The organism is Streptomyces sp. NPDC058469 (assembly GCF_042721125.1).
Taxonomy (GTDB): domain Bacteria; phylum Actinomycetota; class Actinomycetes; order Streptomycetales; family Streptomycetaceae; genus Streptomyces.
The window spans coordinates 26,999-49,786 of sequence record NZ_JBHXME010000008.1 but is presented as its reverse complement, the minus strand read 5'-3'; the positions used below and the strand labels follow the sequence as shown (position 1 = coordinate 49,786).

General features: G+C 69.6%; 21 protein-coding genes. 6 read left to right on the top strand and 15 right to left on the bottom strand.

Going from position 1 to position 22,788, the window contains the following annotated elements:
* Positions 1 to 76: 76 nt before the first annotated feature.
* Together ACFWP5_RS07085 and ACFWP5_RS07080 are read left to right on the top strand one after the other, a co-directional pair.
* Positions 77 to 1,120 (top strand): rhamnogalacturonan acetylesterase, encoded by a 1,044-nt coding sequence (locus tag ACFWP5_RS07085; protein ID WP_384151502.1) that lies wholly within the window; start codon positions 77 to 79, stop codon positions 1,118 to 1,120.
* A 90-nt stretch (positions 1,121 to 1,210) separates the two neighbouring features.
* Positions 1,211 to 2,917, top strand: a complete 1,707-nt coding sequence (locus ACFWP5_RS07080; RefSeq protein WP_384151499.1) for a DUF2264 domain-containing protein — start codon at positions 1,211 to 1,213, stop codon at positions 2,915 to 2,917.
* Here the strand turns inward: ACFWP5_RS07080 and ACFWP5_RS07075 are convergent.
* Positions 2,862 to 4,430, bottom strand: coding sequence for a hypothetical protein (locus ACFWP5_RS07075; protein ID WP_384151496.1), 1,569 nt, complete (start codon positions 4,428 to 4,430; stop codon positions 2,862 to 2,864). The genes ACFWP5_RS07080 and ACFWP5_RS07075 overlap by 56 nt on opposite strands.
* Positions 4,431 to 4,624: 194 nt before the next feature.
* Here ACFWP5_RS07075 and ACFWP5_RS07070 point away from each other — a divergent pair, with 194 nt between their 5' ends.
* Positions 4,625 to 5,047 (top strand): NUDIX hydrolase, encoded by a 423-nt coding sequence (locus ACFWP5_RS07070; RefSeq protein ID WP_384151708.1) that lies wholly within the window; start codon positions 4,625 to 4,627, stop codon positions 5,045 to 5,047.
* On the opposite strand, the gene ACFWP5_RS07065 is transcribed toward ACFWP5_RS07070, so the two are convergent.
* From ACFWP5_RS07065 to ACFWP5_RS07055, 3 genes are all read right to left on the bottom strand, one after another.
* Positions 5,034 to 5,759, bottom strand: coding sequence for a hypothetical protein (locus ACFWP5_RS07065; RefSeq protein ID WP_384151493.1), 726 nt, complete (start codon positions 5,757 to 5,759; stop codon positions 5,034 to 5,036). The genes ACFWP5_RS07070 and ACFWP5_RS07065 overlap by 14 nt on opposite strands.
* 22 nt (positions 5,760 to 5,781) lie before the next feature.
* A complete protein-coding gene (locus ACFWP5_RS07060) occupies positions 5,782 to 7,119 on the bottom strand; it encodes a hypothetical protein (RefSeq protein ID WP_384151490.1) in 1,338 nt (445 codons plus the stop codon).
* A gap of 191 nt (positions 7,120 to 7,310) precedes the next feature.
* The gene (locus ACFWP5_RS07055; protein WP_384151487.1) at positions 7,311 to 7,892 is read right to left on the bottom strand and encodes a TetR-like C-terminal domain-containing protein; all 582 of its coding nucleotides are present in this window, start codon (positions 7,890 to 7,892) and stop codon (positions 7,311 to 7,313) included.
* Positions 7,893 to 8,015: 123 nt separating this feature from the next.
* Here ACFWP5_RS07055 and ACFWP5_RS07050 point away from each other — a divergent pair, with 123 nt between their 5' ends.
* The 3 genes from ACFWP5_RS07050 (at position 8,016) to ACFWP5_RS07040 (ending at position 11,341) form a co-directional block, all read left to right on the top strand.
* On the top strand, positions 8,016 to 9,299 hold the full coding sequence (locus tag ACFWP5_RS07050; RefSeq protein WP_384151484.1) for a YhgE/Pip domain-containing protein: 1,284 nt from the start codon (positions 8,016 to 8,018) through the stop codon (positions 9,297 to 9,299).
* 105 nt (positions 9,300 to 9,404) lie between these two features.
* Positions 9,405 to 10,028 (top strand): ArsR/SmtB family transcription factor, encoded by a 624-nt coding sequence (locus ACFWP5_RS07045; protein ID WP_384151481.1) that lies wholly within the window; start codon positions 9,405 to 9,407, stop codon positions 10,026 to 10,028.
* Complete coding sequence (locus tag ACFWP5_RS07040) at positions 10,025 to 11,341, top strand: MFS transporter (RefSeq protein WP_384151478.1); 1,317 nt, start codon at positions 10,025 to 10,027, stop codon at positions 11,339 to 11,341. Before ACFWP5_RS07045 ends, ACFWP5_RS07040 begins: the two co-directional genes overlap by 4 nt.
* 51 nt (positions 11,342 to 11,392) lie before the next feature.
* Here the strand turns inward: ACFWP5_RS07040 and ACFWP5_RS07035 are convergent, their stop codons facing one another.
* From ACFWP5_RS07035 to ACFWP5_RS06985, 11 genes are all read right to left on the bottom strand, one after another.
* Positions 11,393 to 11,893 (bottom strand): hypothetical protein, encoded by a 501-nt coding sequence (locus tag ACFWP5_RS07035; protein ID WP_384151475.1) that lies wholly within the window; start codon positions 11,891 to 11,893, stop codon positions 11,393 to 11,395.
* Entirely contained in the window at positions 11,890 to 12,459 is a 570-nt protein-coding gene (locus ACFWP5_RS07030) for a SigE family RNA polymerase sigma factor (protein WP_384151472.1), read from the bottom strand. Before ACFWP5_RS07030 ends, ACFWP5_RS07035 begins: the two co-directional genes overlap by 4 nt.
* Positions 12,460 to 12,535: 76 nt before the next feature.
* Positions 12,536 to 12,709: a hypothetical protein gene (locus ACFWP5_RS07025; RefSeq protein WP_384151469.1), complete on the bottom strand. Its 174-nt coding sequence runs from the start codon at positions 12,707 to 12,709 to the stop codon at positions 12,536 to 12,538.
* Positions 12,706 to 13,512, bottom strand: a complete 807-nt coding sequence (locus ACFWP5_RS07020; protein ID WP_384151466.1) for an ABC transporter permease — start codon at positions 13,510 to 13,512, stop codon at positions 12,706 to 12,708. The genes ACFWP5_RS07025 and ACFWP5_RS07020 overlap by 4 nt, the downstream gene beginning before the upstream one ends.
* Positions 13,512 to 14,315, bottom strand: coding sequence for an ABC transporter permease (locus tag ACFWP5_RS07015; RefSeq protein ID WP_384151463.1), 804 nt, complete (start codon positions 14,313 to 14,315; stop codon positions 13,512 to 13,514). Before ACFWP5_RS07015 ends, ACFWP5_RS07020 begins: the two co-directional genes overlap by 1 nt.
* 1 nt (position 14,316) lies before the next feature.
* Positions 14,317 to 15,327: an ATP-binding cassette domain-containing protein gene (locus ACFWP5_RS07010; RefSeq protein ID WP_384151460.1), complete on the bottom strand. Its 1,011-nt coding sequence runs from the start codon at positions 15,325 to 15,327 to the stop codon at positions 14,317 to 14,319.
* A gap of 34 nt (positions 15,328 to 15,361) precedes the next feature.
* Positions 15,362 to 16,519, bottom strand: coding sequence for an MFS transporter (locus ACFWP5_RS07005; RefSeq protein WP_384151457.1), 1,158 nt, complete (start codon positions 16,517 to 16,519; stop codon positions 15,362 to 15,364).
* Positions 16,520 to 16,530: 11 nt separating this feature from the next.
* A complete protein-coding gene (locus ACFWP5_RS07000; RefSeq protein ID WP_384151454.1) occupies positions 16,531 to 19,443 on the bottom strand; it encodes a glycoside hydrolase family 2 TIM barrel-domain containing protein in 2,913 nt (970 codons plus the stop codon).
* 27 nt (positions 19,444 to 19,470) lie between these two features.
* Positions 19,471 to 20,337 (bottom strand): carbohydrate ABC transporter permease, encoded by an 867-nt coding sequence (locus ACFWP5_RS06995; protein WP_384151450.1) that lies wholly within the window; start codon positions 20,335 to 20,337, stop codon positions 19,471 to 19,473.
* Positions 20,334 to 21,302, bottom strand: coding sequence for a carbohydrate ABC transporter permease (locus ACFWP5_RS06990; protein ID WP_384151447.1), 969 nt, complete (start codon positions 21,300 to 21,302; stop codon positions 20,334 to 20,336). Before ACFWP5_RS06990 ends, ACFWP5_RS06995 begins: the two co-directional genes overlap by 4 nt.
* 20 nt (positions 21,303 to 21,322) lie before the next feature.
* The gene (locus tag ACFWP5_RS06985) at positions 21,323 to 22,588 is read right to left on the bottom strand and encodes an ABC transporter substrate-binding protein (protein WP_384151445.1); all 1,266 of its coding nucleotides are present in this window, start codon (positions 22,586 to 22,588) and stop codon (positions 21,323 to 21,325) included.
* Positions 22,589 to 22,788 lie beyond the last annotated feature (200 nt).

Below are 22,788 nucleotides of genomic sequence, written 5' to 3'. Positions count from 1 at the left end.
ACCGAGGTCTAGAAAGCGCTTGTCCAGAGCGGTACGGTCCACCGCCTGGCCTTGTCGTCGGACGGAGGAGCCACGAATGAGACGTTTCAACATCGCCCTGCTGGCCGCGCTGACCCTGAGCACCGCCCTGTCGGCCGCACCCGCCCAGGCCCACGACCGCACGCCCCCGCTCGGCATCGGCAACTGCACCGCGACCGCCTGCCACTTCGACGTCCCGCCCGGCACCTACGACGTGACGGTCCGCCTCGGCGGCGCGTCGGCCGCGAGCACCGCCGTCACCGGCGAGGCCCGGCGCTCCCTGCTCCCCGAGACAGCCACGGCGGCCGGCCGGACCGTGACCCGCAGCTTCACGGTGAACGTCCGTACGCCCGAGGGCGAACCCACCGGCCCCGACGGCACCCCCGGCCTGGACCTCACCCTCGGTGGCACCGCACCCGCGCTCGCCGACATCAGCGTCACCCCGGCCCACCACGCCCGCCAGATCATCCTGGTCGGCGACTCCACGGTCTGCGACCAACCGGGCGACCCGTACTCCGGCTGGGGCCAACAGCTCCCGCAGTTCCTGCGCAAGGGCGTGTCCGTCGCCAACTACGCCGATTCCGGGGAGAGTACGGTCACCTACCTGGAGAATCCCCTGCTCTGGGGGACAGTTCAGCCGCTGATCCACCCCGGCGACCTCGTCCTCGTCCAGCTCGCCCACAACGACAAGACGACCGACGAGGCGACCTATCGAGCGAACTTGGAAACCCTCGTAGCGGGTATCCGTGACAAGGGTGGTCGTCCCGTCCTCGTGACACCGATCGTCCGACGCTGGTTCAATGCCGACGGCACACTGAACAACGACATCGCGCTGCTGGTGAACGGACTCGGCGTGGATCTGCCGGGCGTCGTCCGCTCGGTCGCCGCCGCCGAGGGGGTAACGATCGTCGACCTCACGGCGCAGACCAAGGCGCTGGTGGAATCGCTGGGAGTGGAAGGCTCCAAGGCCATCTACCTCTACAACGAGAAGAAGGACAACACGCACACCTCCGCGCACGGTGCCACGGTGTACGCGGGCCTGGTGCGCGACGCACTCGTCTCCCGGCATCTGTTGCCGGAGGACCGGGTACGAGTGGGGTGACACCCGAAAGACCCCTGGGGCGTTCCGACCGGAACCGGGGCGCCCCAGGTTCCACTCTCCCGCCGTGCCCCCGCGTGTGAAAGCGAACCGATGCACCTGCCTGCCGACGACCGCGTGTTGAGCCCCCGCACCGGCTACGCCCGCGCCCACTGGGAGACGGCCGCCGACACTCTCCTCGCCGCGGTAGAGCCGTACGCGAGCGAGGACCGGGCGCTCTACCACCTCCCCGGCACTCACACCAGCTGGTCCGGCAGGCTCTCCGACGGCCTGGAGGGCTACGCCCGCACCCTGCTGCTGGCCGCCTTCCGCCGCGACGAGACGGCACTGGAGCGCTACGCCGAGGGACTCGCCGCAGGCGTCGCGGGCACCTGGCCCCGCATCGAGGACCGCAGCCAGCCCCTCGTCGAGGCCGCCTCGATCGCCCTCGCCCTGCGCCTGACCCGCCCCCTCCTCTGGGACCGCCTCGACGAGCCCGTACGACAGCGCGCGGCGGCCTGGCTCGCCGACGCCCTCGCCGCCGAACCCTGGCCCTGCAACTGGGAGTTGTTCCCCGTCACTGTGGGCGGCTTCCTCCAGGAGATCGGCTATGAGCCCGACGCGTCCCGCAAGGCAATCGACCGTGGCCTGTCGCGCATCGAGGACTGGTACGTCGGCGACGGCTGGTACACCGACGGCGACGGCCGCAAGTTCGACTACTACAACGGCTGGGCCATGCACCTCTACCCGGTCCTGCACGCCTGGCTCGCCGCCGACACCCGACTCCTCGACCTCTACGGCGGCAGACTGGAGCGCCATCTCGCCGACTACGCCCGGCTGTTCGGCGGGGACGGCGCGCCGATGCACCAAGGTCGGTCGTTGACCTATCGCTTCGCGACGACGGCTCCGCTGTGGCTGGGCGCGCTGACGGGCCGTACGCCGCTGTCGCCGGGGGAGACCAGGGGGCTGGCGTCGGGCGCGCTGAAGTACTTCCTGGAGCGCGGGGCGGTCGACTCCCGCGGCCTGCTCACCCTCGGCTGGCACGGCCCCAACGAAGCGCTCCTGCAAGGCTATTCGGGCCCCGCCTCCCCGTACTGGGCCAGCAAGGGCTTCCTCGGCCTGCTCCTCCCGCCGGACCGCGAGGTGTGGACGGCCGTCGAGGAACCCGGCCCGGCTGAGCGGGCGGATGCGGTGACGCCGATCGGCCCCGCCAACTGGCTTCTCCAGTCCACCAGTTCGGACGGCCTGGTCCGCCTCCACAACCACGGCAGCGAGGACGTCCGCTACGACCCGTACTACACGCGCCTCGCCTACTCCACTGCTACGGCGCCCTCGTCGTCGTACGACAACAGCGTGATCGTCGGCGGCGATCCGAGCCGTACGGAGATCGTGCCGTTGGGGGTGGGGGAGGGCTGGGTGGCCTCCCGGCACACGGCGGCTTCCGGGGCCCGGGTGGTCAGCCTGGTGGTGGCCGAGGGGGCGGTGGAGGTGCGGGCCCATCTGGTGGTGGGCGCGGCGGCCGGTACGCGGGTGCGGGTCACGGGGTGGCAGGCGGAGGAGTCGATGTCCGCCGAACTCGACTCCCTGTACGGCCTGTTGGGCGGCGAAGGTGTCGTCGGTGACGGGCCCACCCTGTTCGTCGCGTCGGTCCGGCTCACCGGGGAGCCGGACCCCCGTCCCCTCGCGGAACTGGTGTCCGTGGACGTCGACGAGGATCACGGCATCACCCTTCACTGGGCCGACGGCAAGCGAATGACCTACCGGTTCACGGAGTCAGCCGGGCGACCCGGAGGCTCGTCGTGGTCGGTGACGCCCCGCTGAGCGGGGTCGCGTAGGTCGGCGTGACCGGGGCGTAGGCCCAGGTCAGCGTGTCGTTCTTCAGGACCGCCATGTCACCGCTGATCCGGACGCTCACCACCTTGTCCGCGCTCTGGACCTTGCCGTTCCAGTCGATGAGCCGCAGGTGCGTGCCCGTGAAGGTGCCGGTGCAGGTGCCGGCGTTGCACTTGGCACCCTTCAGGGACTCCCAGGAGACCAGGAGACGGTCCTTGCCGTACGGCGCGACGTGCACGTTGACGTTCTCGGTGCCCGCCGCGCTCGTGAGGTAAATCGCCTTGCCGGGGCCGGAGTTGCGGTTCGCCATGAAGGCGACGGCGACCTGGTGCGTGCTCGACTTCGGGGTCACCGTCCAGCCGCGCCCGCTGGAGTCGTCGGTGTTCTTCTTGGCCGAGGCGGCGCCACGGGAGGCGAAGGCGGTCGCGTACCGTCCGCTCGTCGACTTGACCAGATCACCGGTGCGGCCGGGGAAGGTACCACCGCAGTACCCTGCCCAGCACTGTTCGCGCTGCACGACCGGCGCGACGTCCGGGGCGCCGATCCCGGTGGAGACGAACAGGCCCGAGCGCCAGTCGTCGAAGCACAGCGAGGTGAAGGCGCCGGAGGTCTCCGCGTGCAGCGCGATGCCCTCGTTGTGGCTGCAGCCCCAGCTCCAACCACCGCTCAGCTTGGCGCCCTTGGCGCTGATGTACGCCAACTTGTCGCCGAAGTGGCCGTCCGCGAAACCGCCCGCACCGTGCACGACGAAGTACGCGCCGTACTTGGTGCCGTTCCAGGTGAGTTGGCCGTCGAGACCCGGGGAGGTGTCGTTCGAGGCGGTGCCGGTGAGCTTGGTGCGGAAGGTCTGCTTGCCGTTGGTGTAGCGGACGATCGCGGCGGCCGTCTCCTTCCACTTGTTGGTGTCGGCCACCCGCGTGAGCAGCGCGAACCCGTCGTTGTGCGCGACCAGACCGCCGACCTCCTTGGCGCCCTTCACGACCGTGTCGGCGCCCGAACGCAGTCCGGCGGCGTTCAGCGGGGTCACATGAACGCCGTCGGTGGCGGGCCAGGCCACGCGCAGAGTCCCGTCGGGGGCCACGGCCGTGGTCGTGCGGGTCCACTCGCGGGTGTTGTTGTAACCGGCCGTCAGATAGGGGAACTTGGCGGCCAGCGCCACCGTCGTACTGGTCGGGGAGAGCGTGCCGGTCGCGACCTTGGCGGTCGTCGAGGTCTTCGCGGCGGCCTTCGGGGTCGTCTTCGCGGCGGACACGGTTGCCGTACCGGTGCTGGACGTAGAACTGTGGGCGGCGGCCTCGGGGGATGCGGAGGCGCTGGTGGACGCGGAGGCGGACGTGGACGTCCCGGCTGCGGTCGAGCTGTCGCCGTTGTCCGTCGCCGCGGTCGCGTACCAGGCACCGCCGAGCAGGGCCGCGACGGCGAGCGAGCCCGCGAGCGGCTTGCGGGCGATGCGGCGGGGGGAACGGCGACGGTGCGTGGTGGTGCGTCTTGCGTTGGTCATGTGCCCAAGTCGCCGCCCGCGCGGGGGAGGTTGCCGTCGCGCCGCGCGAAATATCCGGAGGTCGGTAGTTCGGAGGCATTCGGAGGTGAGACCGGCTCCACAGCCGGGACAGGCCGATCCTGGTACGTTGGATGCTTTCCTGGGTATCAGACCCTTTGGACTCAGCACCGGCGAGGGACCGAGGAACCATGGCCATGGACCCCGGCGACAAGCGACTGGCGGCGGCCGTCGTGATGGACGACGACGGGCGCGTGCTTCTGGTGCGCCGCAGCGCGACCGAGAGGTTCCTGCCGCGTGTGTGGGGCGTTCCGTGCGGGAAGCTGGAGCCGGACGAGCGGTCCGAGGACGGTGCGCTGCGGGAGCTGAAGGAAGAGACCGGGCTCCTCGGCGAGATCGTCCGCAAGATCGGCGAGTCGTCCTTCGTGAGCGAGTACCGAGGCCGCGAGATCAAGAACTGGCAGGACAACTTCCTTGTCAGGCCGCTCACTTGGGAGATCACCCTCCCCGAGCCCGACCAGGCGTACCTGTGGCTCCCGCCGTCCGAGATCAGCGGCGCGGGCATCGACATCGACGCGTACAACCTGGACGTCGTACGACAGGCCCTCACGAACTTCTGAGCGACTCCGCCAGACCGTTCAACGCGCCCAGATACTCCCGCACTTCGAGCGGCACCTTCGCCACCGCCCCCGGATGCGGGCCCGCCGCCGTGAACACATCGGTGTGACGCCGCCGGTCGGCCCCCGTCTCCAGGAACAGCGTCACGGTCGGTACGTCCGTGTCGCACCAGGCCCGGTGCAGGGTGTGCGCGGAAAGGGCGTAGGCGCTGCCCGCCGCGTACTGCCCCGTGTGGGTCAGCCGCAGTCGCGCCGGTCCCGTCGGCCGCAACCGCCAGTCGGCGCTGCGCACGGCCAGGGACTCCTCGTACCGGTCCGCCGCGATCCCGCCGTCGCCCCTGGCCTCGTACAACTCCATGGCGAGCCGGCCCCGGACCACGTAAGAGGCAAGCGGGGAACGGTGGTTGTGGATGTCCTCCCTGCCGATCGCCGTCGCACCGGGATGCCACAGATGGGCGCGCAGCATGTGGCGGGGGCCGCCGTCGATCAGCAACAGCTTGTCGAAGCCCAGGACATGACGGTACGACAGCTCGGCGCAGGCCTCCGGATCGCCTTCGCCGGAGGCGAGTTCGGCCACCAGCTCCAACAGGCGGTCGGGGGAGCCCAGTTCGGCGATCACCGCACGGGCCGCGGTCACCGTGTCGTGGTCGGACAGCTCGCCGTCCAGAGCCTCGGTCAGCAGCCGTCGCGTCGCCAGGATCTGCCGACCACCCATGCACTCACTCCCCAACTCCGGTTCACACCGGCCTCGTTCGAGTGTCCGGCTGATACATCCATACGGCATGTGCCCGCAGCGCCGATAGGCCTTGATAGGTCATCCAGATGGGCTGGCGCAGTTCCTCCGTCGTCGTGAACGTGGACCCGTCCCGGCTCCAGGACCAGATGCCGTCGGTCTGCGCCGCCCACACCGCGGCCGCCGCTCCGTCCAGCCGCTCCCGCCAGGCGTCCTCGACGCCGTCCTGCCGTGCGATCTCCTGGGCGCCCGGGGTGAGCAGCGCGCGCACGATCCAACTCGCGGTGAAATGCCGTACGTTCAGCACCTCGTGGTGCGAGGAGTCGTCCGGGTGGCGTCGGCGCACCTCCTCCCGCAGGTTCGCCAGATCGGCGCAGGTGTCGTGCGCGGTCGCCGGGCAGGCCAGCAGCCAGCGCACCCCGTCCTCGCGCGCCGAACGCTCGACGGGCCCCTCGCCCAGCACGCGGGCCGCCCGGTCCAGGGCGACCACGGCCTGCGCGGTGTGCACGGCGGAGGGCTGGGCGGGGTGCGCGGCCCAGGGCAGCGGCGAGAGACGGTGACTCCAGCAACGGCGGTGCTGGCGCTGCGGGTCGGAGAGCGCGCCGTCGATCAGGGCGCCGCGCAGCACGGGAAGCGTCGGCGCGTCGGGTGCCGCGCGCAGCAGCCCTCTCATCACGGTGGTGACGACATGGGTCAACGCCCGCCCCGTACCGTCGAGTTCGCGGGTGAACCCGGCCTCGCAGCGCGCCACCTCGTCCGCCAGCCGCTCCCGGGACGCCCCGGCCCGGGCCAGCGCGCCCAGCACCATGGCGGTCACCTCGGGGCGGGCCACGGACCCCTGTGATCGCGCCGACCAGCCGCCGCCCGGCAGCCGCAACCGCCACAGCGTGTCGATGAGATCGCCGGTGTGCAGCCGTCCGTCCGGCACGCCCAGGTCCAGCACGATGTGCAGCCCGTACGCCGTGGCCAGCGAGGTCGGCCGGGCCGGACCGTCGAACTCCTGGAGGGAGTGCGGCCACCCGACGAGACGGCCGCGCACCGGGTCGTCGACCACGGCGACCTGGGCGGCGAGGGTGCCGTATGCGGAAGTGAACACCTGCGGCAGCGGGCCCGGGGCGTTCGACGCGAAGGGAGCGGGCGCGGTGAGCTGCGCGGGTCCGGTCGTCCGGGCCCGGAGCAGGGCCGCCGCCAGCCAGGTCATCCCGGCCGTGGCGAATCCGCTCAGCCCGGAGATCAGATACTTGGCCGGCTCCCCGTCGATCGAGTCGGGCAGCACCCCGAACAGGAACTGGAACACCGCGTATCCGGCGGCCACACACCCGAACCGGCCGAGCCAGCTCACGAAGCGGGTCGGAGTGCTTCCTCCGGGAGCCGCCGGACCGGGCGGCCCCGGCGCTCTCAAGGGACCGCGTCCCAGCTGCTGTTGAGACAAGGCGCGCTCCCTCCCCCCGGGGTGGCACGTGACGTTCGCGAAGCTTCCAGTCTAAGTGGTCAGCGATACACCTGGGGCGCGGACCTGAACCGGCGTCTCCGTCAGCCCACTTCGACCTCGCGCGGCCAGTGCGTCAGCGCCACGTGCAGCGCGTCGACCGCACGCTCCCACGACCGCTGCACGTCACGGGGCGCACCGAAGCCGCCGGTCGACTCCAGGGCGCAGTAGCCGTGGAACGTACTGCGCAACAGCCGTACGGCGTCGGTGAGATCGGGTTCCTCCAGGCCGTAGGCGCGCAGCACGCCGTAGGTGATCTCGGCGGTGCGGCGCAGGGCGGGGGAGCCGGCGATGAGGGACTGGTCGATGCGGATCTGGGTGGCCGCGTACCGGCCCGGGTGTTCCAGGGCATAGGCGCGGTACGCGTCGGCGAAGGCGGAGAGCGCCTCCCGGCCCGCGCGGCCGGCGACCGCGACGGCGATCCGGTCGATCAGCTCGCCGCCCGCGAGGAACGCGACCCGCGTGCGCAGGTCCTGGAGGTTCCTGACGTGCGAGTACAGGCTCGCGTCCTTCACGCCGAAGCCGCGGGCCAGGGCGGACAGGCTGACGTTCTCGAAGCCGACCTCGTCGGCGAGGTCGGCGGCGGCCGCCACGACACGGTCGGCGGTCAGTCCCGCGCGCGCCACGGCGCACCACCTCTCCTCTGACCTGCGGTAACTGGAGACCCTAGGACGATAGCCAATAACAAGAGGGGTGTCCGGCGCGTTTCCGCACCGCCCCGCCGGACTCCGGCACCAGACTTGCCCACCATGGACGACGACTCCGGCACCCCCGCCCCCACCGGCCTTCGCGCCACCGCACTCCTCGGCCGCCCCAAACTGTGGCTCATCCCCACCGTGCTCACCGCCCTGCTCGCATTCCTGCTGTCCCTCCTCTACATGGGCGGCATCGTCAACCCCAACCGCGAACTGCACGACCTGCCCATCGCCCTCGTCAACAGCGACACCGGCAAACCGCTCACCGGCCGGCGGCAGAACCTGGGCACCCAGATCACCCACTCCATCGTGACCAACACCGGTAGCCGCGCGGCCGGTTGGCGCCAGCTCACCCGGGCCCAGGCCCAGGACGAACTGGACGCGGGCAAGGTCTACGGCGCCCTGGTCATCCCCGCCGACTTCACGAACTCCGTCGCCGCGCTGATCACCACGAACGCCACCACCCGCCCGACGATCACCGTGCTGACCAACCCCGGCAAGGGCAGCCTCGGCTCTTCCCTCGCGAGCAAGATCAGCACGACCGCGGCCCAGCAGGCATCCCTGACCATCGGCAAGCAGCTCACGGCGGCCACCGCCTCCGCGAAGCCCGACTCCACGACGAAGCTGCTTCTCGCCGACCCCGTCGCCGTCACCACCCAGGTCGGCCACCCCATCGGCGACAACAGCGGCATCGGCCTGACCGCCTTCTACTACACCCTGCTGCTGGTCCTGGCCGGTTTCATGGGCGGCAACGTCATCAGCAATGGCGTCGACACCGGCCTCGGCTACGCCGACAACGAGATCGGCCCCTGGCACACGCGCCGCCCGACCGTCCCCATCAACCGCACCCAGACGCTGCTCCTGAAGATGCTCATGACGGCCGGAATCACCCTCCTCAGCGTCTCCCTGATCATGCTCGCCAGCGTCAGCATCCTCGGCATGGACGCGACCCACATCCCGCTCCTGTGGATCTACTCCTACTGCGCGGCCCTCGCCGTCGGCCTCGGCGTCCAGGCCATCAACGCCGCGTTCGGGGGGATCGGCCAGCTGGTCTCCATGTTCGTGTTCATCGTCCTGGGCCTGCCGTCCTCCGGCGCCACCGTCCCCCTCCAGGCCGTCCCCGGCTTCTACCGCTTCCTCTCCCACTTCGAGCCCATGCGGCAACTCAGCGACGGAGTAAGGGCGATCCTCTACTTCGACGCCCGCGGCGACGCGGGCCTCACGCGCGCGTGGACCATGATCGGGATCGGTACGGCGATCGGCCTGCTCTTCGGGTTCGCGATGGTCCAGTACTACGACAGGAAGGGCCACAAGCGCCTGACGCCGCAGCCCGCTTGAGGCAGCCGATTGCCAACTGCCAACTGCCGTAGGGGATCTGAAGGGGAGATCTGAAGAGGATCTGAGAGTTGACTCTCAGGCTCTCTGAGAGAACACTCTCAGACCATGGATTCCGGCAACCGTTTCGGTGACTTAGAGATATCCGACCCGAAGGCCATGCGCGCGCTGGCGCACCCCGTACGGCTCGCGATCCTCGAACGCCTCCAGCGCCACGGCCCCGCCACCGCCTCCCGGCTCTCACCGCACGTGGGCGCCACCCCGTCCGTGACCAGCTGGCATCTGCGCCATCTCGCCGGCTTCGGCCTGGTCCGCGACGCCGAGGGCGGGACGGACCGGCGGGAGCGGCGCTGGGCGGCGGTGGCGCGGGGCTTCCGGTTCGAGGCGCCGGAGGACGAGGAGGGGCGGTCGGCGGCGCAGGTGCTGACCGGTGAGTTGTTCGCGCGCAACGCCGACCTGCCCCTGCGCTGGCTCATGGACACGGCGCCCGAACTGGAGCCGGAGTGGACCAGGCTCGCCGGGGCGAACAACACGCGGATCGTGGTGACGGCGGATGAACTGGCCGCGCTGAAGGACGCGTTGGAGGAACTGATCGCGCCGTACGTCGTCCGGGAACCGGACCGACGCCCCTCGGACGGCCGGAGTGTCCGCCTGCTGATGTACGCCCTGCCGGAGGGCCCCGGCCCCCGCCCCGGGAACGAAGACAGCGAGACCACGGACATACCGGAGTGAAGGGCCGACGGACCACTCGGCCCCCGCGACCCTCACAGCCCCCGCGAACCTCCCGGTCTCCTCGGCCCGCGCCGGACTCGCTGTGGCGGGACCGCCGTTTCGTACGGTTCTGGAGCGGCCAGTCCGTCTCCCAGTTCGGCGACCGGATCTCCGAACTGGCCTTGCCCCTCATGGCGGTTGGCGCGCTGCACGCCTCCGCGAACCAGGTCGCCCTGCTGACCGCGCTGGTCTGGACGCCGAACCTCCTGGGCCTGTTCCTGGGAGCCTGGGTGGACCACCGCCCCGCCAAACGCCGGCTGATGCTGCTCGCCGACCTGATCCGGGCCGCCGTACTGCTGTCGCTCCCGATCGCCTACGCCCTCGACACGGTGACGCTCGGCCAGCTGTACACGGTGGCCGTGCTGACCGGCACGGCGGCGGTCGTCTTCAACACGGCGTACTCGTCCTTCTTCGCCCACCTCGTACCGCCGGAGTCGTACGTCGAGGCGAACAGCAAGCTCAGCGCGAGCAGATCGGTGTCCTTCATCGCCGGCCCGGCGGTCGGCGGAGGCCTGGTCCAGGCGCTGACGGCGCCGGTCGCGGTGATCGCGGACGCGCTGTCGTTCGTGGCGTCGGCGATCCTGGTGGGCCGCACGCGAGTCGACGAACCAGTTCCTACGGTGTCGGCCGGCCCTTCGCTGCTACGACGCGCGAGGGAGGGCCTGACCTTCGTGATCCACGAGCCCGTGATGCGCGCGGGCCTCCTCTGCGCCACGACCGTCAACTTCTTCACGTTCCTGTCGGGCACGGGCCTGCTCGTGCTGTTCGCCGACCGGGTGCTCCAACTGTCGCCCGGCGCCATCGGGTTGGCGTTCGGGGTGGGCGCGACGGGCGGCCTCCTGGGCGCGGTGGCATCCCCCGCGATCGCCCGCCGGATCGGCATCGGCCGCAGCATCGTCGTCGGAGCCGTCCTGTTCCCGGCCCCGTTCGCCCTCATCGCGGCGGCAACTGGCCCTGCCTGGACCCGTCTTGGGTTCCTCGGCACAGCCGAGTTCCTCTCCGCCTTCGGCGTCATGCTCTTCGACGTCAACCTCAACTCCCTCCAGACGTCCGTGGTCCCGGACGCCCTCCGCAGCCGCGTGGCCGGCGCCTACAGCACGGTCAACTACGGGGTACGTCCACTGGGCGCGCTGATCGGCGGCGAACTCGCCACGCTGGCAGGCCTGAGAGTGACCCTGACGGTCGCGGCGGTCGGGGGAGCGATGTCGGCGCTGTGGTTGTTGGCTTCGCCGATACCGGGGATACGGGAGTTGGGGCGGTCCGGCCGGTCCTGAGCGGCTCGCGCGCGCACGCCCAGGACCGGGCCCGTCAGCCGATGAGCTTGATCAGCCCGCGCAGAGCGCCACGTTCACCGTGTCGCCCTTGACCACGATCTTCGGGCTGTGGGGAGTGAGCTCGACAACCGTGCCCGACTTGCAGCCGGGGCTCTGCGCCTTGACGACCGTGCCGAGCTTCAGCTGCGCCTTGAGGAACTGCCCCTTGGCCGTGGCCAGGTCCCAGCCGGTGAGATCGACCGCGATGGGCTCCTTCGTGAGGCCGCCCAACAGGAAGGTGGCCTTGCTGTGGTCCACGGTGGTGGTGGCGGGCTTCGCCGCCGTCTGCGAGGCGCCGCCGGTCATGGAGGCCAGTGCCGTGCCGCCGCCCGCCACGATCAGGGCGGTGGCGACACCGGCGATGATCGAGGCGCGCCTGCGGCGGTTGCGGTGGACAATGCCGGCCGTGTCGAAGGACGGAGTGGCGGTGGAGTGCGCGAAGTTGTTCATGGCGTTGATCAGTTCCTCTTCGAAAGGTGTGCAGCCGGAGGACCGCGGGTCGTACGAGCTCATCGCGTTCCTTCCGTGAGCTGCTTCGGTGAAGGGGTGGAGAGTGCGGGAAACTGGCTTCTCAACCGGTCGATTCCACGGGCCAGTTGGGAACGGACGGTGCTCGGCGAGATCTTCAGGTCGGCCGCTATCTCGGCGTCGGACAGATCGTGGAAGTACCGCAGCACCACCACCGTCCGCATCCGCATGGGCAGTTGCTGAAGAGCACGCACCAACTGGTCCCGGCTGTCGATCCGTCCGTACTCGTCGCCCGGCGCGGCCGGGTCGCCGTCCACCGGGTGCTGAGCCGTACGGCGGAACCTTCGCCAACGGTCGTTGGCAAGATTGACCATGATCCGCCGTACGTACGCGTCCGGGGCGTCCTTGACGCTGATCGTGCGCCACTTGCGGCAGGCCCGCTCCAGGGTCTCCTGGACCAGGTCCTCCGCCGCGTCGCGGCTGCCCGTCAGGACGAGTGCGCCCCGGAACAGCGCGGCCGACCGGGCGGCGACGAATCCATGGAAGTCACCCTCCGCCGACTCGGCACCGCCGCGCCCCCTGCCCGCTGCCCACTTGGCTGCCAGTTCCACACGCCCCTCCCTTCCTGTCACCCCTCCTCGACGGGAAAGCCCATGGATCTGCTGCACGACCTCTACGTGACCTGGGTCACGCCATCGACGCCCTCCCCGCCACGGCCAACGACGCCAACGCCACCCGCAGACTCGTCGCCTCCGCGAGCAGGCGCGCCATCCAACTCCCCTGTGTGGAGCCGAAGATGACGAAGACCAGGCAGGCGGCGAGTCGGGCCCGTAAGTCGGACGGGGCCGCGGTCGCGGTCACCCGTTCACCCCCGTGTAGTGGCCCAGGCTCCAGCGCCACAGCAGCCGCGCCCCGAGATACGCCAGTACGCCCACGAGCGGTGAGCCCGCCGCCAGCCAGTACGGGACGCCGGTGTCGTGGCCGTGCCCGGTCAGTACGGCGGCCGGGAGGTAGGCGACGAACGCGAGCGGAAGGGCGTAGGTGAGGAAGCCGCCCACCGCCCGGGGCAGGACGTTGAGCGGGTAGCTGCCGAAGGTGCCGAGGAGGTCCTCCAGCCAGCGACTCCAGTAGTCCGCGGACGGGAAGCGGAGGGAGGCGCTGCCCACGGCCGTGAAGAGGGCAGCCTCCAGGAGCATGCCGCCCAGGAGCGCGGCGATCAGATACGCGGTGCGGCCGGCCGTCCAGTCCAGGTGGCTGCGGCTGAGCGCGCCGATCATCAGGCCGGTCGCCACCGTGAGGTCGCCGATCGCGTTGGTGGGGAAGTACTCCAGTTGGACCTGGCGGTGGACCGGCATCGGGCGCACCAAGTAGATGTCGATGCGGCCCTCTTGGATGTACCGGCCGATGCCGTGCATACGGCCCAGGAACAGCACCATCAGGCCGTGCGCCAGCATCCGTGTCGCCGGGATCAGCAGCACGTCCGAGCTGTCCCAGCCGCCCATGCCGGCGAACCGGGTGAGCAGCACCGTCGCGAACACGATCACCGACACCTGCCAGATCGCGCCGATCGCGATCATCAGCAAGAACTCGGTGCGGTACTCCAGTTGGGCACGGAAGTTGAGGCGCGTGATACGCCACACGATCCGGACGGCTTTCACGGACATCAACCTCCTTGCGAGACGACCCGGCGGGCGGCGCGCCGCCACAGGAACCGGGTGAACAGGGACAGGGACGCCACCCACACGGCCTGCAGGGCGAGTTGGGCCCCCGCGTCGGACAACGGGACACGGCCCACATAGATCGACAGCGGCACACTGAGCGTCGCCTGGAACGGCAGGAAGCGGCTCATCGTGATGAACCAGTCCGGGAAGAACCACAGCGGCGCGTACACCCCGGACAGCAGGTTCTGCGCGAAGATCAGGATGAGCATCGCGGCGCCGTTGCGGAGCGTCCAGAAGCACAACTGGTCGATGACGAGCATGACGTAGTAGAGGACGAGCTGGCCCAGCAGCATGCTCAGCGCGAACACCCCTGCCACGGCAGGTGACTTGGGTGGGTCCACGACCCCGGCCGCGAGGCAGACGACGTAGCCCGTCAGTGCCCAGGCCAGTCCGTACATCTGCTCGCCGAACGCCCGCAGCGCGTAGTAGCGCTGCGGCGGCAGCGGGCGCAGGTACCAGTAGATGATCGTGCCGAAGTGCATGTGCTGAAGGACCGTGTCCCGGCCCGCGTACTGGTCCAACTCCCGTAGCCGGGAGGCCAGTACGGCCAGCACGGCGTACGTCACCGCCTGGTCGCGGGTGAGTCCGGCGGTGGCGCCGGTGTGGGAGTACAGGCCGCGCCACAGGGACGCCACCAGGACCACCTGCACGGTCAGGCGGAGCAGGGCGGCCGTGATGCGGGGCGGGGCGAGCAGTTCGCCGAGCGGGGTGACGCGGGCGGCGCGCCAGGCGTGCAGGGCGGCCATGTCAGGCCTCCTTGGCCGGCGGTCCGGCCTGGACGTAGGCAGCCCGCATCACGTCCTCCAACTCGGCCTCGTCCATGGCGACTTCGGTCACCTCGTACCGCTCGATGACCTGCTTCAGCGCCTGGTTGACGGTCGGCCCCTCGGCTCCGTCCGGGCCGAAGACCACCTGCGGGCCGTCCCGCCGCACCAGGGCGATGCCCGGCAGAGGTGCGACCTCGGCGTGCGCGTCGGCGAGGGTCGCGCGGATCTGCCAGGTCGAGCCGAATGTACGGCGGATCTCGTCGAGGGTGCCGTCCAGGACCAGCCGGCCGTGGTTGATGAGGACGACCCGCTCGGCAAGCCGGGCGACCTCCGTCATGTCGTGCGTGGTCAGCAGGACCGTACGGCCGCGCTCCTCCACCTGGTGCCGCAGGAACTCCCGCACCTGCTCCTTCACGACCACGTCCATGCCGATGGTCGGCTCGTCGAGGAAGACGACCGGCGGGTCGTGCAGCAGGGCGGCGGCCAGGTCGCAGCGCACCCGCTGGCCGAGGGAGAGATGGCGGACCCGGGTGTCCCAGAAGGCGGACAGTTCGAGAATGTCGTCGAACTCCCGCAGCCGGGCCGCGTGTTGGGCCTTCGGTACCTCGTAGATGTCCCGGAGGATCGCGAACGACTCGCGCACCGGCAGGTCCCACCACAGCTGGGTCCGCTGCCCGAACACCGCCCCGATGTTACGGGCGTTGCGCTCCCGCTCCTCGTACGGCACCACCCCTGCGACCCGGGCCTCGCCTGAGGTGGGCCGGAGGATGCCCGTGAGGATCTTGATGGTGGTGGATTTGCCGGCGCCGTTCGGGCCGAGCAGGGCGAGGAGTTCGCCCGGGGCGACGTCGAAGGTGACATCGGAGACGGCGTGCTTGGGCACGCGATCCGGGTTGACGAGAGAGCGCAGACCGCCGACGAGACCCGGCCGCCGGACGGTCGTGTGGAAGGTGCGGGACAGACCCCTCACCTCGATGCTGCTCGCGCTCACTGGATCAGCCTTCGGGTGAGCCGGAACAGAGCGTTCATGACGCGGACCTCCTCGTCAGTCGGATGAGCCGGAGCGTCGCCAGCAGCGACGCGCCCGACAACACGGTCAACAGCCAGGGCACCGCGTGGATCCCGGAGGCCTCGATCCCGACGCCGAGCAGCGGTGGAGCCGCCACCCCGCCGACATTCGAGGCCGCGATCACCCACGCCCCGGCGCGCCTGGCCTGGGGGAGCGCCGTGTTGAGCCACGAAAGCCCCGTCGGAAAAACCGGCGCGATGAACAAGCCAACACCGGCATACGCCACCGGTGCCACTCCTTTAATCAGCGTCAACAGCAGACACACCGTCATCCCGGCCGCGCACACCGCGAGGATGCGCTCGGGGGCGTAGCGCATCGTGATCGGTACGACGAGGAAGCGGCCCGTCGTCATCATCAGCCAGTACACCGAGGTCGCGGATGCGGCCACGGTCGCGGTGTAGCCGACAGTCTCCAGATGCGTGGGCTCCCAGCCACCGACGCCCGCCTCCACGGCCACATTGAGGATGTAGAGGACGAGGAAGCCGACGAGGACGCGGGACAGGCCCAGGCTTCTGCTTTCCGTCATCACTGGTGGAGCGTCAGATACACGTGTACGTACGCCACTTGAGCCCAGCAACACCAGCATGGCCGCGAGCACCGCGCACGCTCCGAACGCGTACGGGTAGTCGTCCGGGCCGAGCCAGGCCACGACCGCCGGGCCGAGCACCGCGCCGATGCCGAAGTGCGCGTTGAGCACGTTCAGCATGGCGGTGGATCGGTCGCCGAAGCCCACGGCGAAGAGCTGGTTGAGGCCGTAGTCGATCCCGCCGAAGCCGAGGCCGCCGAGGAACGCGGCGGCGAGGGCGAGGGGCCAGTCCGGCGCGAGTGCGAAACCCGCGCCGCCCGCCGCCATCAGGCCGTAACTCCATGCCAGCAGCGCCCTGTTGCTGATCCGGGAGTGGATCGCGTTGAAGGCGAGGACACCGGCGACCCCGCCCGCGAAGTGCAGGCTCAGGCCGAGGGCGGCGGTTGAGGGGGACAGGCCGAACTCGTGGCGCAGGCCCGGGATCGCGGGGCCGTAGAGGGCCTGGAGCATGCCGATGAGGATGAAGCCGACGCAGGACGCGACCGCGGCCGGCCGGCTGAAGAGCCGGTCGGCCGCAGGCGATTTCATGACTGTCTCAGTCAACTGGTCTCCGGGATTTCCGAGAACACGGATTCCGAGAACACGGATTCCGAGAACACGGATTCCGAGAACACGAAGGAGAACTCGGTGGGTTGGGCCTTCAGGAAGTACTGCGGAAGCGGGCCCGGGCCGCAGGACTGCGAGCCGATGCCGTGCTGGCCGTGGTCGAGGTTCACCCACACCGTGTCGCCCGGGGTGAGGTCGGTGCGGTGTTCGGCCGTGTCCAACCGCTCAGTCGTCCAGCGGCGGGCGGTGAACCAGAACTCCGGGTCGCCGTCGATCCGCAGGCCGCCCAGTTCCGCCCAACGGACGTCGGGGCGGGCGCCGTTCTCCTGCGGGCGGACGTAGGGGGTCTGGAGATCGTCGACCGTGGACTCCCAACGGCCCAGCAGTGACGCCGACTTGGTGTCGGGGTATCCCTCGCCGGGACCGCCGCCGAACCACCGCACCCGGTCGGCACTCGCGTCGATTCCGAACCGGATGCCCAGCCTCGGCAGCGGGACCGTCCAGTTGCCCTCGGGCGCCACGGACACCGTCAGCCGCAGGCGTGAACCGTCGGAGGTCCAGCGGTACACCGTGGCGAGGCCCATCTCCCAGGCCGCGGGCGCCACCCGGGTGCGTACGGTCAGCGCGTCCTCGCTCAACTCCACGCCGTCCAGGCGGTGTCGCATGCGGTGCAGGCCGAACTTGCGCCAGAGCAGACCGAATCGGACGTCCGTCTGCCAGGACGCGCCGTCGTCGTTGTCGGTGGGCGCCCGCCATACGTCGAGGCGGAGACCGGTGACGTCGACCGCGCCGATCGTCTTCAACTCCCCGGTACGGGCGTCGAAGGTGGCAGGGCCGAGCGTGATCCGCCGCTCCCCGGGCACGGGCGCGGCGAGGGCGGAGACGGACGGCAACGGGCGTGCCGCGACCGGGAATTGGCCCCAGCCGATGACATGGCCGGCGGGACCCCACGCGGTGTCGGCCGCCAGCAACGCCCTTACGGTCCACTGCGATTCGGCGCCGTCGGACCCTGCGGGCGGCTCGGGCAGCTTCACGTCGGCCGACTCGCCGGGGGCGAGTGAGGGCACCGTCAGGGTGCCCGCCTCAACTGTCTCGCCGTCCACTTGGTACGACCACGCGAAGGCCAGGGCGGACAGGTCGGCGAAGTCGTACGCGTTGGTGATGCGTACGGTGCCGTCCGCGCCGTCGCCCGTGATCCGGACCGGCTCGACCACCTTCTTGTACTCGACCAGGCCGGGGGAGGGGGTGCGGTCCGGGAAGACCAGACCGTCGCAGACGAAGTTCCCGTCGTGCAGCTCCTCGCCGAAGTCACCGCCGTACGCGAAGCCGAACCGCTCGTCCTTGATGCCGTGGTCGATCCACTCCCAGACGAAACCGCCCTGGAGCCGGTCGTACGACTCGAAGAGGCGCTGGTAGTCGGCGAGTCCGCCGGGGCCGTTGCCCATGGCGTGGGCGTACTCGCAGAGGATGAAGGGGAGTTGACGACGCCTGTGGGTGCCGCCGTCCAGGCCCTGGCCGATCCGCTCGACCTCGGCGTGGTCGGCGTACATCCGTGAATAGACGTCCGTGTCACGGCAGTTGATGTCGCCCTCGTAGTGCACGAGCCGTGAGCGGTCCCGGCCGTGGATCCACTCGGACATGGCCGTGAGACCGCGACCGGTGCCGGCCTCGTTGCCCAGCGACCAGATGACGATCGACGGGTGGTTCTTGTCGCGCTCCACCATGCGGGCCGCGCGGTCCAGCAGGGCGGGCGTCCAGCGGTCGTCGTCAACGGGGTTGTCGCGCCAGGCCTGTTCGGTGAAACCGTGGGTCTCCAGGTCGCACTCGTCGATGACCCAGAGGCCGTACTCGTCGCACAGGTCCAGGAAGTCGGGGTGCGGTGGGTAGTGCGAGGTGCGGACGGCGTTGATGTTGTGCCGCTTCATCAGCAGCACGTCCTCGCGCATGGTCTCCAGGTCGAGGGCGCGGCCCTTCTCCGGGTGCCACTCGTGGCGGTTGACGCCCTTGAAGAGGAGCGCCTTCCCGTTGACCTTGATCAGGCCGTCGGAGAGTTCGACGGTGCGGAAGCCGACGCGGAGGGGGACACGTTCGCCCTCCGTGGTGAGCAACCCGTCGTACAGGTACGGGGTTTCGGCCGTCCACGCCCGCACCGGTACGGTGACCGACTCGCCCGTCGCGACATCGATGTCCAGGGCGGGCACGGTGACGCGGCCGTCGACGTCGGAGTCGACGCGGAGAGTGCCCTCGCGGCTGGTGTGGTCGTAGGAGGCGTGCACGAAGAAGTCGAGGGCGCTGCCCGCCGGGCGGTGCAGCAGCGTGACGTCACGGAAGATGCCCGGCAGCCACCACTGGTCCTGGTCCTCCAGGTACGAGCCGGCCGACCACTGGTGGACACGGACGGCCAGGACGTTGCCGGACGGCTTCAGCAGATGCCCGACCGCGAACTCGTGCGGGAGCCGGGAGCCCTTGAACTCGCCGATGTCCGTGCCGTTCAGCCAGACGCGGGCGCAGGACTCCACGCCGTCGAAGCGCAGTACGGCCCCGCCGTCCGAGGGCCACTCGGACGGCAGGTCGAAGGTGCGGAGGTGGTCGCCGGTCGGGTTCTCGGTCGGGACGCGCGGCGGGTCGACCGGGAAGGGGTAGAGGTGGTTGGTGTAGATGGGGGAGCCGTGCCCTTGCAGGACCCAGTGGCCGGGGACTGTGACCTCGGCCCAGTCCCCGGCGTCGTAGCCCTCCCCGGCGAACGAGTCGTCCTCGGCGTCGGCCGTCGCCGACACACGCAGACGCCAACTGCCGTTCAGTGACAGTGACTTCGCGTCCGAGGACGCGTACCGGGCGCGGGGTGGAAGGGCTCCGCTGCCCGGGGAGACGTCCTCGAGATAGTCGGCGGCGGTGCTGGAAGTCATCGGTCTCCAGGTCGTGAGATGCGGGTGTCAGCCCTTGATGCCGGTCTGCGCGATCCCCTGGACCAGCCAGCGCTGGAGGAAGAGGAACACGAAGACCAGGGGCAGGATGGAAACTGCGGTGGCCATGAAGATGAGATGGAAGTTGACGGTCTGGTTCGTCATGAACGACGACAGGGCGATCTGGACGGTCCAGGAGTCCGGGTCCTGGCCGATGACGAGCGGCCAGAGGAACGCGTTCCAGCCGCTGATGAACGTGATCGTGGCGATCGCCGCGAAGAAGTTCAGCGAGTTGGGCACGACGATCCGCCAGTACGCGCCCCAGTAACCGAGCCCGTCCACGCGTGCCGCCTCCTCCAACTCCTTGGGGAACCCCAGGAAGTACTGCCGGAAGAGGAAGCAGGTGAAACCACTGAAGAGGCCCGGGATGATGAGGCCCCGGTAGGTGTCGACCCAGCCGAGGGACGAGACGAGGACGAAGCTGGGCACGAAGGTGACGGCTGTGGGGACCATCAGGGTCGCCAGGACGGCGTAGAAGACCTTGTTGGAGTGCTTGTAGGGGATGCGGGCCAGGCCGTAGCCGGCCAGCGAGCAGATCAGGAGTGTGCCCACGGTCATCAGGACGGCGACGACCGTGGAGTTCCACAGGGAGCGGCCGAACTGGACGGTCTGGTCGTCGAACAGTTCGGAGATGTTGCCCCACTGGAAGGAGGGGAGCAGCTTCCAGTTCTCGCCGGTGATCTCCGGGTCCGTGGAGAGGGCGTTGCGGACGATCAGGTAGAAGGGGAGCAGGAAGAGCAGGGCGGCGACGCCGACGGCGAGGTACAGGCCGGTGTTGCCGAGGATGCCGCCGCGCTTCTTGCGGTTCTTGCCCATCTGCGGTGCGGTGGTGGTCACTTGGCCTCCTCCCCCCTTCCGAAGCCCATGATCCTGCCCTGGGCGAGGGTGACGACGCAGATCAGCAGGGACAGGATGACCGCGCCCGCGCTGCCGGCGCCGTAGTCCTGGCTGGTGCCGAGGGCCGTCTTGTAGAGCTCCATGAGCGGGGTCTGGGCCCAAGTCGCCTTGGTTCCGATGATGTTGAAGAACTCGTCGAACGCCTGGTAGGCGGCGATGAGCAGCAGCAGGATCACCGCTGTCGAGGTGGCGCGGAGTTGGGGCAGCGTGATGTACCGGAAGGTCTGCCAGCCCGGCTTGGCTCCGTCGATGGCGGCGGCCTCGTACAGCTCCGCCGGGATGTTCTGCAGCGCCGCCAGGAACAGGATCATGTAGAAGCCGGCCTGGATCCACAGGCGCAGGCTCACGATGACCAGCCAGTACCAGGGCGGGCTCGGGTTCGCCAGATAGGCGACGTTGTCGACGCCGAACCAGCCGAGGACGGTGTTCATCAGACCGAAGCGGACGCCGCTGAAGATGGACATCTTCCAGATCAGCGCGGCGGCGACGTACGAGACGGCGGTCGGCAGGAAGAACACCGACCGGAAGAACGCCCGCATGAACCGCAGTTGGTTCACCAGCAGCGCCAGGCCCAGCGACAGTGCCCATGTGGTCGGCACGATGAACGCGGCGAACACCGTGAACGTCAGCAGCGAATCAGGGAAGTTGCTGTTGGTCAGGATCTGCTTGTAGTTGTCGAAGCCGATGAAATGGCTCGGCGTGACGGTGTAGCGGGCGTCGAAGAAGCTGAGCCAGATGCTCCATCCGATGGGGACGAAGACGAAGATCACCAGGCCGATGAGGAACGGGCCGGTGAAGAGCCAGAAGTTCAGGGTGGCGTTGCCCCGCAGCCCCCGCCGCGGCCGGGCCCGGGAGGCCTTGGCCGTGGCGGGCTGCGCGACCCCGCGTGTGGTGGTGGTCGACATCTCGGGTTCCGTCCGCCGGCCTATCCGAACAGCTTCTTGAGCTCGACGTCGACCTTTTTGTCGCAGGCGTCGAGCGCGGCTTCCGGGTTGCCGTTCTTGCGGACGGAGTTCGCGATCACGTCACCGAACGCGGTGAGCATGGTCTGGTCGAAGCCGATGTTGTCGAAGTGGCCGTAGTCGGTGAAGAGCTTGACGCCCTCGGCGGGCAGGCCGGACTTGAGCTCGGTGGCCTCGTTGGCGATCGAGGTGCGCGGCGGGATGTGGAAGCCGTAGGACAGCGCCCAGTCCTCCTGGTACTTCTTCTGGTCGATCCACAGCCACTTGACGTATTCCTTGGCCGCCTCGACGTTCGCGCCCTTGGCGTTGACGAACATCGACCAACCGCCGTTGTAGACCGACTGCCTGCCGCTGCTGCCGATGCTCGGGAAGGGGAAGACGCCCAGGTCGTCGCCGAGTGCCTTCTGCATCGCCGGCATGGACCACATGCCGCCCCACTGGATGGCACAGAGGCCCTGGTCGAGCGAGGACGGATCCCAGAAGTCGGTCGGCGCGTCCAGCAGTACGTGCCCGCTGGTGAACAACTGACGGAGTTGCTTGAGGCCCTGGACGACCCCGTCCGTGTGGTAGGCGATCTGGTTGCTCGCGTCGAGGGTGTCGGCGCCGGCCGACCAGATCACGTTGTTCTGGACGGCGGTGAAGTCGTTGCCGAGGAAGGCACCCTTGACCTTGCCGGTGGTGAGCTTGGCGGCGGCCTCCAGCAGCTCGTCGAGCGTGGTCGGCACCTCGACCTTGGCCTTCTCCAGCATCGACTTGCGGTAGTAGAAGAACTGCGGGTCGTCGATCATCCGGATGCCGTAGATCTTGCCGTCGACCGTGTGCGACTTGATGTCGGCCGGGTTGAAGTCGTCCTTGACCGGATCGATGATGTCGCTGAGGTCGGCCACCTGACCGCTCTTGACCAGCTGCAGCTGCGGGTGGAACTCGAAGACGTCCGGTGCCTGCTTGGTGAGCAGGGACGAGAAGAGCTTGGCCTCGAAGTTGGTGCCGGTGATCCAGTTGGTGGTCACGTTGGCCTTCGAGTACGCCTTCGCGTACTTCTTGATCGCCTGCTCGGTCCCCGCCTCGCCGTAGGCGTGGAAGTACTGGACGAGCTGCTTGCCCGAACCGGAGCCCCCGCCCCGCCCGTTGTTGCCGCCACAAGCGGCCAGCGTGCCCGCGGCGGCCATCCCCGCGGCCGCCCGGAATATCGATCGGCGGGACCAGTTGCTGTTGCTCATTGCCGACATGGTGACGTCCTTGTCTCTCGCGCGGCTGCGGCTCCACGGCTCGGCGGCACGTGGCCCAAATCGAGGTGCGGTGCGGGACGTTAACCTTCGCCTAAGCCTTCGGCAAGGGGTTGGACGAAGGCTGTTCGAAGCGTTGTGTAGCGTTCGGGATACCGGACGTGACGAAGGTGCGGACCGCCGTCGAGGCGGCCCGCACCACG

Bases quoted from the DNA above. Each gene is read 5' to 3' on its own strand.
- ACFWP5_RS07085 (WP_384151502.1), top strand. From the start codon at position 77: ATGAGACGTTTCAACATCGCCCTGCTGGCCGCGCTGACCCTGAGCACC.
- ACFWP5_RS07080 (WP_384151499.1), top strand. From the start codon at position 1,211: ATGCACCTGCCTGCCGACGACCGCGTGTTGAGCCCCCGCACCGGCTAC.
- ACFWP5_RS07075 (WP_384151496.1), bottom strand. From the start codon at position 4,430: ATGACCAACGCAAGACGCACCACCACGCACCGTCGCCGTTCCCCCCGC.
- ACFWP5_RS07070 (WP_384151708.1), top strand. From the start codon at position 4,625: ATGGACCCCGGCGACAAGCGACTGGCGGCGGCCGTCGTGATGGACGAC.
- ACFWP5_RS07065 (WP_384151493.1), bottom strand. From the start codon at position 5,759: ATGGGTGGTCGGCAGATCCTGGCGACGCGACGGCTGCTGACCGAGGCT.
- ACFWP5_RS07050 (WP_384151484.1), top strand. From the start codon at position 8,016: ATGGACGACGACTCCGGCACCCCCGCCCCCACCGGCCTTCGCGCCACC.
- ACFWP5_RS07045 (WP_384151481.1), top strand. From the start codon at position 9,405: ATGGATTCCGGCAACCGTTTCGGTGACTTAGAGATATCCGACCCGAAG.
- ACFWP5_RS07035 (WP_384151475.1), bottom strand. From the start codon at position 11,893: ATGAGCTCGTACGACCCGCGGTCCTCCGGCTGCACACCTTTCGAAGAG.
- ACFWP5_RS07020 (WP_384151466.1), bottom strand. From the start codon at position 13,512: ATGTCCGTGAAAGCCGTCCGGATCGTGTGGCGTATCACGCGCCTCAAC.
- ACFWP5_RS07015 (WP_384151463.1), bottom strand. From the start codon at position 14,315: ATGGCCGCCCTGCACGCCTGGCGCGCCGCCCGCGTCACCCCGCTCGGC.
- ACFWP5_RS07005 (WP_384151457.1), bottom strand. From the start codon at position 16,519: ATGAAATCGCCTGCGGCCGACCGGCTCTTCAGCCGGCCGGCCGCGGTC.
- ACFWP5_RS07000 (WP_384151454.1), bottom strand. From the start codon at position 19,443: ATGACTTCCAGCACCGCCGCCGACTATCTCGAGGACGTCTCCCCGGGC.
- ACFWP5_RS06990 (WP_384151447.1), bottom strand. From the start codon at position 21,302: ATGTCGACCACCACCACACGCGGGGTCGCGCAGCCCGCCACGGCCAAG.
- ACFWP5_RS06985 (WP_384151445.1), bottom strand. From the start codon at position 22,588: ATGTCGGCAATGAGCAACAGCAACTGGTCCCGCCGATCGATATTCCGG.